The 13,271-nt window shown below is 39.2% G+C and carries 13 protein-coding genes; 10 read left to right on the top strand and 3 right to left on the bottom strand.

The window, feature by feature from the left end:
- Positions 1-10: 10 nt before the first annotated feature.
- The 9 genes from AC559H_RS16870 (at position 11) to AC559H_RS16830 (ending at position 10,438) form a co-directional block, all read left to right on the top strand.
- Complete coding sequence (locus AC559H_RS16870) at positions 11-1,450, top strand: DUF5009 domain-containing protein (protein WP_026795522.1); 1,440 nt, start codon at positions 11-13, stop codon at positions 1,448-1,450.
- A 1-nt stretch (position 1,451) separates the two neighbouring features.
- Positions 1,452-2,009, top strand: coding sequence for a bifunctional adenosylcobinamide kinase/adenosylcobinamide-phosphate guanylyltransferase (cobU, locus tag AC559H_RS16865; protein ID WP_026795523.1), 558 nt, complete (start codon positions 1,452-1,454; stop codon positions 2,007-2,009).
- 69 nt (positions 2,010-2,078) lie between these two features.
- Complete coding sequence (locus AC559H_RS16860) at positions 2,079-2,735, top strand: SanA/YdcF family protein (protein WP_026795524.1); 657 nt, start codon at positions 2,079-2,081, stop codon at positions 2,733-2,735.
- 191 nt (positions 2,736-2,926) lie between these two features.
- Positions 2,927-3,568 carry a transaldolase family protein gene (locus AC559H_RS16855; RefSeq protein ID WP_026787638.1) on the top strand — a complete coding sequence of 214 codons (642 nt, stop codon included), beginning with the start codon at positions 2,927-2,929 and terminating at the stop codon, positions 3,566-3,568.
- A gap of 129 nt (positions 3,569-3,697) precedes the next feature.
- Positions 3,698-4,213 carry an inorganic diphosphatase gene (locus AC559H_RS16850; RefSeq protein WP_026787637.1) on the top strand — a complete coding sequence of 172 codons (516 nt, stop codon included), beginning with the start codon at positions 3,698-3,700 and terminating at the stop codon, positions 4,211-4,213.
- Between the two features lie 566 nt (positions 4,214-4,779).
- On the top strand, positions 4,780-5,688 hold the full coding sequence (locus tag AC559H_RS16845; protein ID WP_026795525.1) for an MBL fold metallo-hydrolase: 909 nt from the start codon (positions 4,780-4,782) through the stop codon (positions 5,686-5,688).
- A 72-nt stretch (positions 5,689-5,760) separates the two neighbouring features.
- Positions 5,761-6,333 carry a hypothetical protein gene (locus AC559H_RS16840; RefSeq protein WP_026795526.1) on the top strand — a complete coding sequence of 191 codons (573 nt, stop codon included), beginning with the start codon at positions 5,761-5,763 and terminating at the stop codon, positions 6,331-6,333.
- 19 nt (positions 6,334-6,352) lie between these two features.
- Entirely contained in the window at positions 6,353-9,127 is a 2,775-nt protein-coding gene (locus AC559H_RS16835; protein ID WP_051319750.1) for a hybrid sensor histidine kinase/response regulator, read from the top strand.
- A gap of 6 nt (positions 9,128-9,133) precedes the next feature.
- The gene (locus tag AC559H_RS16830; protein WP_051319751.1) at positions 9,134-10,438 is read left to right on the top strand and encodes a sensor histidine kinase; all 1,305 of its coding nucleotides are present in this window, start codon (positions 9,134-9,136) and stop codon (positions 10,436-10,438) included.
- Between the two features lie 105 nt (positions 10,439-10,543).
- On the opposite strand, the gene AC559H_RS16825 is transcribed toward AC559H_RS16830, so the two are convergent.
- Positions 10,544-10,873 (bottom strand): ArsR/SmtB family transcription factor, encoded by a 330-nt coding sequence (locus tag AC559H_RS16825; RefSeq protein ID WP_026795528.1) that lies wholly within the window; start codon positions 10,871-10,873, stop codon positions 10,544-10,546.
- A gap of 194 nt (positions 10,874-11,067) precedes the next feature.
- On the opposite strand from AC559H_RS16825, the gene AC559H_RS16820 reads away from it, so the two are divergent.
- Positions 11,068-12,213: an alkene reductase gene (locus AC559H_RS16820; RefSeq protein ID WP_026795529.1), complete on the top strand. Its 1,146-nt coding sequence runs from the start codon at positions 11,068-11,070 to the stop codon at positions 12,211-12,213.
- 172 nt (positions 12,214-12,385) lie between these two features.
- Here AC559H_RS16820 and AC559H_RS16815 read toward each other — a convergent pair whose 3' ends face one another.
- Positions 12,386-12,715 (bottom strand): hypothetical protein, encoded by a 330-nt coding sequence (locus AC559H_RS16815; RefSeq protein ID WP_051319752.1) that lies wholly within the window; start codon positions 12,713-12,715, stop codon positions 12,386-12,388.
- Positions 12,716-13,069: 354 nt separating this feature from the next.
- On the bottom strand, positions 13,070-13,195 hold the full coding sequence (locus tag AC559H_RS16810) for a hypothetical protein (protein ID WP_264477052.1): 126 nt from the start codon (positions 13,193-13,195) through the stop codon (positions 13,070-13,072).
- Between the last annotated feature and the right edge of the window lie 76 nt (positions 13,196-13,271).

The raw sequence follows: 13,271 nt of genomic DNA, 5'->3' as shown, positions 1-13,271 counted from the left end.
GTTGACTACAATGCAATTATTATATCAATATCGATCAAATATTAAACGAATAGATGCCTTAGATGCTTTGCGAGGACTAGCGGTTTTAGCAATGGTTTTATCCGGTGTAATTCCTTTTAATGGAACTTTACCCGCTTGGATGTATCACGCCCAATTTCCACCTCCTACCCATCAATTTAATCCTAAATTATCTGGACTAACTTGGGTTGATTTGGTTTTTCCTATTTTTCTATTCTCTTTAGGAATAGCGATTCCTTTAGCATTATCTCGGCGTTTATCTCAAGGATGGAAAACTCTTGATATGATTATAGGAATTTTAAAACGGGGATTTTTATTAGCAACTTTTGCGATAGTTTTACAACATTTTAGACCCACAGTTATTAACCCCGAACCCAATTCCGAAAAATGGCAACTCGCCTTAATCGGATTTGGGGTATTATTTTTTATGTTTGTGCAATTACCTAAGTTTATTCCTAAATGGATTAATTTGGTTATAAATTTCCTCGGTTTGGGGGTGGCGATCGCAATTTTAACTCAAATTCAATATCCCCATGATCCTAAATTTCCTCAATTTTCTCTCTATCGGAGTGATATTATTTTATTGGTTTTAACTAATATTATTGTTTTTACTTCTTTAATTTGGTTATTCACGCGAAATTATCCGCAATTTAGAATCGGGTTACTAGGAGTTTTATTGGGTTTAATTCTATCTAAATCCGCCGGAGGATGGATGACAGAAATTCTATCTATATCCCCGATTCCTTGGTTATATCAATTTGAATATTTAAAATATTTATTTATCGCAATTCCAGCAACTTTTATTGGGGAAGAAATTATCAATTATCAACAGGTTGATGACCAAGATATCCCGAAAAATTGGAACCGATTTCGCTTAATTGGAATTATGATTTTAATGGGAATCATTATTTTAAATTTACTCATTGGTTTACAATCTCGCTTACTCCCCCAAACCACAGGAATAAGTTTAGTTTTATTGATTTTCGGTTATCGTTTACTCAAGGAACCTAACCATCCCCTAGAAATGTTATTATATCAAATGTATCAATGGGGAATATATGGGTTAATTTTAGGATTAGCTTTTGAACCCTATCAAGGAGGAATTAAAAAAGATCCCGCCACGATGAGTTATTTTTTTATTACCACGGCGATCGCTATTTTTCTGTTAATTATCTTAACAATTTTAATTGATGGTTTCCAGCAAAAACTCTGGTTTCAGTTATTCATTGATACGGGTAAAAATCCGATGATTGGTTATATCGCCTTTGCTAATTTATTATGGCCGATTTTAGAATTAAAGGGTTGGACTCCTAAAATTGAAGCCCTAACTAATACTCCCACCCTGGGATTTTTGCGAGGATTATCCTATACTATAATTATAGCACTATTTGTGAGTTTATGTACAAGATTAAAATTATTTTGGAAAACCTAATATGAATTCTTTAATTATTCCTTCTGAATTAATAGTAGTAACTGGCCCAGCCCGTTCAGGGAAAAGTGAATGGGCGGAAACCTTAGCCATACAGTCTGAAAAACAAGTGATTTATATTGCTACATCTCAACTAGATCCAACGGATCAAGAATGGCAAATTAGGATTCAAAAACATCAAGAACGTCGTCCGATGTCCTGGGAAATTTTAGAAGTTCCGATAGACTTAACTGCAACCTTAGAAAAAATATCCAGTCAAGATACTTGTATTTTAGTAGATTCTTTAGGAACTTGGTTAGCTAATTTGCTAGATCAAGATCAAATGACCTGGGAAAATACTCAAGATCAATTATTAAAAATATTAGATAAACTTCCAGGAAATATCATCTTAGTGGCCGAAGAAACGGGATGGGGAGTGGTTCCCGCCTATCCCATGGGTAGAACCTTCCGCGATCGTTTAGGGGCGTTAGTGCGTCATTTGGGGGCGATGGCGAACTCTGTTTATCTGGTAACGGGGGGTTATGTTTTAAATTTGACCCAATTGGGTTCCCCGTTGAAGTAGAAATAACCGCTTTGCTGATACCCTATTCCTAAACCAAACTTTGTCTCTACCACGGTCAACTTTAATTTTATGCCTAAATGGTTTGTCTTGCACTGGCGTTTTCTGATTTTATTAATGGTTTTGGGAACAGTATTAGTCCCTTTTTTGTTAACAATTTATATTAAAACTGTTACGAATAATCGTCGATTTACGCAACCAGAAACCGTCCCCAAAGAACCTGTAGCAATTGTGTTTGGGGCGGGAGTTTGGGCGGATGGAACCCCAACACCGATGTTAGCAGATCGGGTAGAAGGGGCAGTGGAATTATATCGTTTGGGGCGAGTTCATAAAATATTAATGACGGGGGATAATGGCACTCCTGAATATAATGAAGTGGTGGCAATGCAGCAATATGCAGAACGTTTGGGAGTTCCAAATAAGGATATTAAGTTAGATTATGCTGGATTTAGTACCTATGAAAGTTGTTATCGGGCTAGAGCAATTTTTGGCATAGAAAAGGCGGTTTTAATTACTCAAAAATATCATCTTCCCCGGGCGGTTTACACCTGTAATAAATTGGGTATAGACTCGGTAGGTCTAGGAACACCAGACTGGGGAAAATTTCAGGATGATTCCATGAGATTCTATACCCAAAGAGAAGTTTTAGCGGTAATTAAAGCTATCCTAGAACTGCATATTGTTCGCCCCAAACCGACATTTTTAGGGCCATTTGAAGGAATGTCATGAATCAGTTATCAGTTATCAGTGAACAGTTATCAGCGTAAGAGTTACAAGTAATCAGTTAGTAGTTAGCGGTTTGAAGGAATATCTTAATGGGCAGCAGTGCGAGCGTCCCCGCTCGCTGACTAACAGACTAACATAAATCAACACTCAACACTCAACACTCAACACTCAACACTCAAAAAGTATTAAACATAATGGCTTTATATTTGGATTCGGCAATTATTTCAGAAGCACAAATAGTTAAAGATTGGGGATGGGTGAAAGGACTTACAACCAATCCTACTTTATTGGCAAAAAGTGAATTATCTCCTGAAGAAACCTTAAAACAGTTAAAACAATTAATTTCGGGGGAAATCTATTATCAATTAATGGCATCGGATTTTCAGGGAATGGTAAGGGAAGGAAAAAAAGCCTTTGAATTACTAGGAGAACAAACGGTTTTAAAAATTCCAGCGACTTCCGTAGGATTTCAAACAGTTGCCTATTTATCTGCCGAAATTCCCTGTTCTGTGACTGCCATTTATAGTGCCGCCCAAGCTGCTGTAGCGATGGAATCGGGGGCCAAATATGCGATCGCCTATGTGAATCGGGCAACTCGATTATTAGGGGATGGTATTGAATTAGTCAAACAAATGAACGACATATTAACAGGAAGTCCGACTAAAATATTAGCCGCCAGTATTAAATCCCCCCAGGAAGCCGCTGCCACCCTACAAGCCGGAGCCCATCATTTAACCTTACCCTTAGAAATCTTAAGGGCAATCACAACCCATGAATTATCAGAACAAACTGTTATAGAGTTTAATCAAAATGGTCGGGGAATCGGCGCTGGTTAAATGGGGATGCTGAATTGATCTCGGTGGCAAACAGCCCAACCCCCTTGGAGGAAATCCCCATCCCCTTTAGAATATTAGAGGGGAGCTTTCCCCGATGTTGATGATTATCTAAAGTTTGGAGAACGATTCGTGGATTTATCGAAGATTGTACCCCAACCCAAACCGGGTTTAATTAACGTTTTGATTGAGATTCCCGCCGGAAGCAAAAACAAATACGAATACGATAAAGAGTTACAAGCCTTTGCCCTTGATCGGGTTTTGTTTGCTTCCGTCCAATATCCCTTTGATTATGGCTTCATTCCCAATACCCTAGGGGAAGACGGAGATCCCTTAGATGGTTTAGTGATTATGGATCAACCCACCTTTCCCGGTTGTGTGATCGCAGCCCGACCCGTTGGGTTTTTAGAAATGATCGATGGTGGCGATCGGGATGAAAAAATTCTTTGTGTTCCCGCAGCCGATCCACGCTACGCAGATGTAAAATCTCTTAAAGATATTCCCCATCATCGCCTAGAAGAAATTGCTGAATTTTTCCGAACCTATAAAAACCTAGAACGGAAAGTCACTGAAATTCTGGGTTGGCAGGATGTGGATCAGGTTGGGCCCCTAGTAGAAAAAGGGATTAAAGCCGCCAGTAAACAGTGAATTACAAATTATGAATTACGAAATTAATTACGAGTTACGAATTACGAATTACGAATTGTGTCTTATCGTAATTATTAATTCGTAATTCATAATTGTTTAAGATGCACCAAACACTACTCTACGCTAAGATTTATCGAAAAAATGGGTAGAAACCCCGTGGTTCTACGACGGCTTTGTGTTAGAATGTGGATGGTCACTGACCCACCCGTGACGATGGATTCAGACAGCCTAACGAGCGAAGCCCAGTTGTACTGGCGGCGCAGACAAATCGGTAGACAGGGAAAAGAGGATAGGGCAATGGGCAGTCCACCCCTAGAATCAACACAAACTTAAGAATTCTCTTTTTGAGACTTCGACACATAAGAACCGCAGGGCTTGCGGGGATAGTCTGTGGAGCGAACATAAGACCAGAAAACTCCTTGTGGGTAGAGGCAGTTGCTAAGAAGCAGAAACCTAAATCGTGAGGTTTGGGAATCACCGTCCGTTTATGGCGGGGAGGATGTCAATTCCATGCCTTTTAAATTGTAGGCTGAGTCAACCTTCTACGTCCAAGGCTAAAACAAACGATGCCAGTTTCTGATCCTTCAGCCCAGAACCCACATTCTTATGATCAAGCAACCCCCATGGATAAGAACTCTGAAACTGATTTTTCCGTAAGATTCTGGGGGGTGCGGGGCAGTATACCCACGCCTGGATCGCAAACGGTTGAATACGGAGGAAATACCTCCTGTGTGGAAATGCGCTTGGGTGAAAAACGCTTAATTTTTGATGCAGGTACAGGCTTAAGAGTCTTGGGAATGGATCTGCTCAGACAAATGCCCGTGGAAGCCTATATGTTTTTTTCCCATACCCATTGGGATCATATCCAGGGATTTCCCTTTTTCGTTCCCGCTTTTATTCCAATTAATCGTTTTCATATTTATGGGGCGATCGCACCGGATGGTAGTACCATCAAAGACCGTCTCTGTGATCAGATGGTGCACCCAAATTTTCCCGTCCCCATCAATGTCATGCAGTCGGATATGAAGTTCTATGACCTATTTCCGGGGGATACATTAACTTTAGATGATATCAAAATCGAAACAGCCCCTCTGAATCATCCCAATGGGGCGGTGGGATATCGAGTTACTTGGCAAGGAAAGACGGCGGTTTATTGTACCGATACCGAACATTTTCCCGATCACTTCGATAAAAATGTTTTACATCTAGCCAGGGACGCGGATGTGTTTATTTACGATGCCACCTACACCAACGAAGAATATCACAATCACCAATTGCCTAGAATTGGTTGGGGACATTCCACCTGGGAAATAGGCGTAGAAGTTGCCAAAAAAGCTGGAGTCAAGCAGGTGGTTATGTATCAACATGATCCGTCCCATACCGATGAAATTCTTGCTCAAATTGAAGCCCAAGTTCAGGCTGTTTTTCCCAATGGTATTGTTGCTAGGGAAGGCATGATCTTAAATCTTGATTAACTCCAATTCTCCAAAAACAGTGCTAATCTGAGCTAGGATTTCAGTGATGTTGCCAGATCATTTGTCTTGGTTATGGGTTTTTTAAGTCAAAACACAATTCAAAAGCAAAAGGGACGTTCTCCTTCCTGGGTATTAATTTTCATAGTCGGGCTCTGGAGTATCGGTATTGCCTTGGGGATAACACAAACACCCCCCCTCGCCCCCTCAGTCGTCCTGGCTGAAAACGCGCCTAGCCCCAATCAGATCGGCAGTGTGGACAGTATTCAACCCGGATATGAACTGGGACATGAACTTTATCTCAACACCTGTTCAAGCTGTCATATTGCTATCCCACCCCAGGTATTTCCCACCCAAACTTGGCAGCAAGTGATTCAAGATCCAGAACATTATGGTGCAACGCTGCAACCCTTAGAAGGGCCATCATTATTGTTAATGTGGAAATATCTCCAGACCTATTCCCGTCCCATTGCTCTCAAGGATGAGACCATCCCCTATCGTTTTAATCGTTCCCGTTATTTTAAAGCCCTCCATCCCCGGGTTGATCTTTCCCAACCTTTGACGGTGAATAGTTGCATCAGTTGTCATCCGGGTGCATCGCAATTTGACTTTCGCAGCTTAACACCAGAGTTGCAAAATTCTCCTTAAGTTAACTGCTTTTATTACTATGATATTATCATTCTTTCCCATCTTTCGTCGATCGCATAAATCCCAAGGAATTCCCCTAAGTTTGGCACTTGTAGTTCCTTTTTTATTAGAAATTTCTATTGCTGTTGGTTTGACAGGTTGGTTAACTTTCAATCATGGAGAAAAAGCTATTAATAAACTCGCACAAGAAATTGAAAATGAAGTTAGTTCTCGGATCGAACAACACTTAAATAATTATCTTTCTACACCCCATAAAATTAATAAAATTAATGCCGATGCTGTTGAATTAGGGTTATTAGATCTGACCAATTATTCTGAAGTTGGGCATTATTTTTGGAGACAACTTCAAGCCTTTGATGTGGGTTACGTTTATTATGTATTACCTACGGGAGAATATGCCGGAGCCGGATATTTTTTAGATTTGAATAAAGCTACTATTGATGAACTTTCTCCTAAAACCGAATGGAATTCTAATATTTATGCAACAGATCCCCAGGGGAATCGAACTAAATTGATGGGATCTTATGATAATTATAATCCCCGCAGTGAAGCCGCTTATACCGATGCAGTTCGGGCAAAAAAACCGATTTGGAGTAAAATTTATCAATGGGATAATTTTCCCGATATTGTCTCTATTTCCGCCAGTTATCCCCTATATAATGATAGCAATAATTTAATTGCTGTCTTGATTTCTAATTTACGCTTATCACAAATTAGTGAATTTTTAAAAAATTTAAAAACCAGTAACTCTGGACAAATATTTATTTTAGAACGTAACGGACTTTTGGTGGCAAGTTCATCGTCTAAACCTCCTTATCAAATGGTTGATGGTGTGGCAAAACGACTGAATGCTGCTGATAGTCAAGATCCACTAATTCGAGAAACCTTTAATACTATCACTCAAAAATTTGGTCAAACTTACTCAATTACTACAACTCAATCTCTACATATTCAAATCAATAATCAACGTCAATTTGTCAATATTAGTCCTTGGAAAGATCAATGGGGTTTAGATTGGTTAATTGTCGTGGTAATTCCAGAATCCGATTTTATGGGGCAAATTAATGCGAATACTCAAAAAACCATTATTCTTTGTTTAATTGCCCTGGGAATTGCTATGATATTTGGACTATTAACCTCCCGTTGGATTACCCAAAAAATCATGGATTTGAGTATTGCTTCCCGGGAAATTGCCAGTGGAAATCTCAGACAAAAAATTCGGATTAAAGGTATTAAAGAAATCATGCTTCTGGGGGATTCTTTTAACCAAATGGCTCAACAATTACAACAATCCTTTACGATTTTAGCCACTTCCAATGAAACTTTAGAACAACGGGTAGAAGAACGTACAGCACAACTCCAAGCCGCGAAAGAAGATGCCGAATCTGCTAACCAAGCTAAAAGTGAATTTTTGGCTAATATGAGCCATGAACTCCGCACTCCCTTAAATGGGATTTTAGGCTATGCTCAAATTCTACAACGGGAACCAACTCTAACTCCTAAACACCGACAAGGACTCCATATTATTTATGAGTGTGGTTCTCATTTATTAACCCTAATTAATGATATTTTAGATTTCTCTAAAATCGAAGCGCGTAAACTAGAACTCTATCCTGTAGATTTTAATTTAGAACATTGTTTATGGGGAATTATAGAAGTTTGTCGCCTGAAAGCTGAACAAAAAGAATTACAATTTACTTATCAATCTTTAACTCCTTTACCCGAAGGAATTTATGCTGATGAAAAGCGGTTGCGTCAGGTTTTATTAAATCTATTAGGAAATGCGATTAAATTTACTGATACCGGGTCGGTTTGTTTTGAAGTCAAGGTTTTATCGGAATCAATCGAATCTGATTCTATCAAAATGTATATGATAAGGTTTAAAATTGAGGATACGGGAATTGGGATGACCTCTGAACAAATTCAAAAAATATTTTTACCCTTTGAACAGGTAGGAGAACACGCCAGAAAATCCGAAGGAACTGGATTGGGATTAGCCATTAGTAATCAAATTGTAGAAATGATGGCAGGGAAGATTAATGTTGAGAGTATTCCAGGAATTGGAAGTAAATTCTGGTTTGATGTCAATTTACCCGCAGCCAAAGATCAACCTATTAAGAAAACTGAAACTTCACAAAAAATTGTCGGTTATCAGGGAGAAAAACAGACTATTTTGATTGTAGATGATCGCTGGGAAAATAGATCCGTTATGGTTAATTTATTGGAACCCCTCGGCTTTGAACTCATCGAAGCAACCCAGGGACAAGAAGGATTAGAAAAAGTTAAACAATTGTATCCTAATGTCGTAATTACTGATTTAATGATGCCTATTCTGGGGGGCTTAGAAATGACTCGACAATTAAGAACCGATCCCGAATTTTATGATCTAATTATTATTGCTTCTTCTGCTTCTGTATTTAGTGCAGATCAAGAAGAATGTTTAAAGGCGGGTTGTAATGGGTTTCTATCTAAACCCATACAAGAAGAAGTTTTATTAAATCAACTCCAAGAAATGTTAAAATTAACCTGGATTTACGAAAGTTCAGAGCCAGTAGTATACAAATCAAGATCACCTGTGTCTGTTAGTTCTTTAATTATTCCTCCTTCTCAAGAACTGATTAACTTGTATAATTTTGCCAAAGGGGGTTACATTTTAGATATTCAAAATGAAGCCGATCGGATTAAACAGTTAGATGCTGAATATACTGCTTTTGCTGATTATATGATTCAATTGGCTGAAACCTTTGAAGACGAACAAATTATCCACTTTATTCAACCCTATATTAATAATTAATAATCCATGAAAAATTCCTATTCCTATTCTATTTTAATTGTTGATGATAACTTGACTAATGTTAAGTTATTTTTAGATATTTTAAATCAATCTGGCTTTAGAGTTTCTATTGCCAAAAGTGGGGAAAATGCTTTACTAAAACTTCAAGACACCTTACCAGATTTAATTTTATTAGATGTGATGATGCCGGGAATTGATGGGTTTGAAACTTGCCGTCAGTTAAAGGAAAATCCTAAAACTAAGGATATTCCCGTAATTTTTATGACGGCTTTGAGTGATTTGGTGAATAAGGTAAAAGGCTTAGAAGTTGGCGGAGTAGATTATATTACTAAACCCATTCAACCGGAAGAAGTATTAGCCCGAATTAATGTGCATTTACAATTAAGAAAAATGCAGCTTCAGTTAATTCAAACGGAAAAAATGTCTTCTCTTGGTCAGTTAGTCGGGGGTGTCGCCCATGAAATTAATAATCCGATTAATTTCATTTATGGAAATATCTTTTATGCTCAACAATATGTGGGAGATTTACTCAAAACAATTCAACTTTATGAACAGTATCTTCCACCGCATATTCCTGAACTTGAACAATGGTCTGAAGAAATTGATTTAGAATTTTTGAAAAATGACCTTCCTCACCTTTTATCCTCAATGGAAGTCGGTGCAAATCGAATTCGAGATTTAGTACGATCATTGCGAGTATTTTCTCGACTGGATGAAGCACAATTAAAAACCGTAGACCTCAAAGAAGGAATTGAAAGTACATTAATGCTGTTAAGTCATCGCTTCAAATCTACCTCCCATCGTCCTGAAATTCAAGTGATTCGAGATTACGATAAATTATCGACTATTGAATGCTATGCTAGTGAAATTAATCAAGTTTTTATTCACTTATTGAATAATGCTATTGATGCGATTGAAAGTAAAGTCATAACGTCAAAAAATCAGACCACATCAGAGAAAGAATTTATCCCTAAAATTACTATTAAAATTGAACCTCACACCGATAAATCTCAATTAATGATTAATATTGGTGATAATGGAATTGGGATGTCCCCAGAAGTAATTCGTCGCAGTTTTGATCAATTTTTTACCACAAAACCTGTGGGACAAGGCACGGGTTTAGGATTGGCAATTACCTATGCTATTATTGTTGATAAACATGGGGGAACCTTAACCTGTAGTTCTGAGGTAGGAGAGGGAAGCGATTTTACAATGATTTTACCGTTTTACCAGGAAATCAGTTATAGCAGGGAACAGGAAACAGGGAACAGGGAACAGGGAACAGGAAACAGGCCGCTTCGTGAGCCGTGAGCCGTGAGCCGTGAGCCAGTCGAACGGTCGAACGGTCGAACGAGAACATAAATCAGTCTATGTCCTAAACTGTCCATTTTGCCAGCGTTAACATCAGTATTACTCCTATTTTGATTCCGACCGCATTAACCCTTGAAAACACTCCTCTAAGACATTCCAATTAATCGAATTATACTTGGTTTGCCCGTCTTTTCTAATTTGAATTAATCCCGCTTCTGCTAAAATTTTAGAATGGTGACAAAACAAAGCCAAACTAATTCCTGCCCGGGATGCCACCTTAGAGCCACTCATTTCCTCTTGTCGTGCTAACATCTCAATTATTCGCAATCTCGTTGGATCACCTAAAGCTGCAAATATTTTAGCTCGTTTTTCCGTATCACTGATGGTTACGGTTAAAGGTGAATAGGTATGGAGATTTTCGCAGGAGTCGGACATAATGGGTTTAAACTAGAGCTATATTTCCATCGGTATCAACCACTTGACACGGATGCTGTATTATTTCTATTCTAACTCCTTTGCATCCAAACTCAAACAGTTAGATAACTGCTTGACTTTTTTGGGTAAATGTTTTATCCTGATTATTAAACAGTTGTTTAACTACTAAACCAAGTCTAGGGCAAAAAGATATAATGAACAGTCAATCTAACCTATTTTCCGCCTTCCAATTGGGTCGCTATACCTTACCCAACCGCCTTGTTATGGCCCCACTAACCCGCAACCGCGCCGGAGTTGGAAACGTCCCCGTCCCCCTCAACGCCGAATATTATGGACAACGAGCCTCGGCGGGATTAATTATTACCGAAGCTACCCAAATCTCCCCCCAAGGAGTAGGCTACCCAGGCACACCTGGAATTCATTCAGCCGAACAGACCGAAGGCTGGAAACTCGTCACCAAAGCAGTTCACCAACAGGGAGGCCGGATTTTCCTGCAACTGTGGCACGTTGGCCGGATTTCCCATCCCTTACTACAACCCAATGGAGCCCTACCCGTAGCCCCTTCAGCCATCGCCCCCGAAGGCACGGCGAGTACCATGGAAGGGGAAAAACCCTTCGTCACCCCCCGGGCTTTAGAAACCGAGGAAATTTCTGGGATCGTAGAGGACTATCGCAAGGCGGCGGAAAATGCTTTAGCTGCGGGTTTTGATGGGGTAGAAATTCATAGTGCCAATGGCTATTTATTGGATCAGTTTCTTCAAGATGGTACCAACAAACGCACCGATCAGTATGGTGGCACACTCGAAAATAGAAGCCGATTTTTATTAGAAGTAACGAGAGCGGTGGTGGGTGTTTGGGGAAGCGATCGCGTCGGGGTGAGACTGTCTCCGGCGGGTACATTTAATAGTATATCCGACTCTAATTCCGTGGCAACCTTTAGTTATGTAGCTAATGCTTTAAATCAATTTAATCTAGCCTATTTGCATATTGTTGAACCGCGATCAAATGCCGATGCTCTGAATAGTTGGGCTAAAATAGATCAGGCAGAAATTCCTTTAGCCGAATTAAGTGCGGGGTTTTTCCGTAACTATTTTAAGGGGGCAATTATCTCCGCCGGATCTCATAATCGAGACAGTGGAAATCAAGCGATCGCTTCTGGAAATGCCGATTTAATTGCTTACGGACGGTTATTTATTTCTAATCCCGATTTACCCAAACGTTTTGAGATTAATGCTCTATTAAATCCTTATGATCGATCTTCATTTTATGGGGGAAATGAAAAAGGTTATACCGATTATCCCACTTTAGAACAACTGCCATCCGTTGCCATTAATTCGTAATCATAGCAGTCGGCCTTGGCAGTTAAGACTGATACTGATCTCTATTGCCTATTGCCTATTGCCTGTTCCCTGTTCCCTGTTCCCTACTATAAAAATTAGTTCTCAAAAATATAGGGGCTAATTAGCCCCTTGGGAATTATCATAGGATTTTACAGTTAAGAAACAGCAACAATTAAGCGGCAATAGGGATATAGATTCTAGCATTTTCAATCCGATTAATAATTGCTTTAACTTGGGATAAATCCTGGGATTCAAACCAATCATCGGTTAAATAATCGTAGGCTTCCCAAGTTTGAGTGGCTTCAAAATCATAGCAGATAAACCATTCCCGATAGAATTCCCCTTGATCGATATCAGGACACAACGAAAGCCATTCATCTCCAGTAAAAGTTTCAATCTTATTAATAATTTCTTGCAAATCTGAAATACTCAAGGAACTATCACAAGGGTTAGTAAAACTGGCAGTAGATTCAAAAGTTGTTAAAGTCAGATTGGATTTCATGGTTAAAATTTAACTCGATGTTCTTACTTTACTTATATTTACTCTGACAAATACAGGGGAGTGTGACACTATTTAAACTAGACCAGTTCCGAGTCATCCTATTAACACAACCGACTCAAAAAATTAAGCTAAAGTTCCAGGGTGCATTAGACAGGTTCGAGAATGGCACAGCCATGTCGTTCGTGTTGGGAAAAACTGTCTAGGGTTTTAATCGCTTCTGGTGAGTGAATTAGGAATCAGGACAAAATCAAGATCACACTAAGGTTTATTGATGGGTTGGATGGGCGTCGAGTTGCTATCCTTTGAAAATGGCCCATGACCCAGAAAATTTTTTCTCTTAAACCTTGTTATCCTCTATGCGGCTACTACCTCAACGTCCTTAGCTTCAGGTTTCACAACAATCCATTTTCCCGTTTGGGGATCACGGTAGGCGATGAAGGGGTTGGGGCGTAGTTCTTTTGCGGAAAGTTGAGTTGCCATAGGTCAGCACTCCAAAGACTTAGCCTTATCTTTAAAATTGTGCCATTCTCAATTGGGGTTTACCGTGATATCATCC

It is taken from the genome of Planktothrix prolifica NIVA-CYA 540, from assembly GCF_963864145.1.
Classification (GTDB): domain Bacteria; phylum Cyanobacteriota; class Cyanobacteriia; order Cyanobacteriales; family Microcoleaceae; genus Planktothrix; species Planktothrix agardhii.
Note: the sequence above shows the minus strand (reverse complement) of the source record. Positions and strands in the feature narration are given on the sequence as shown.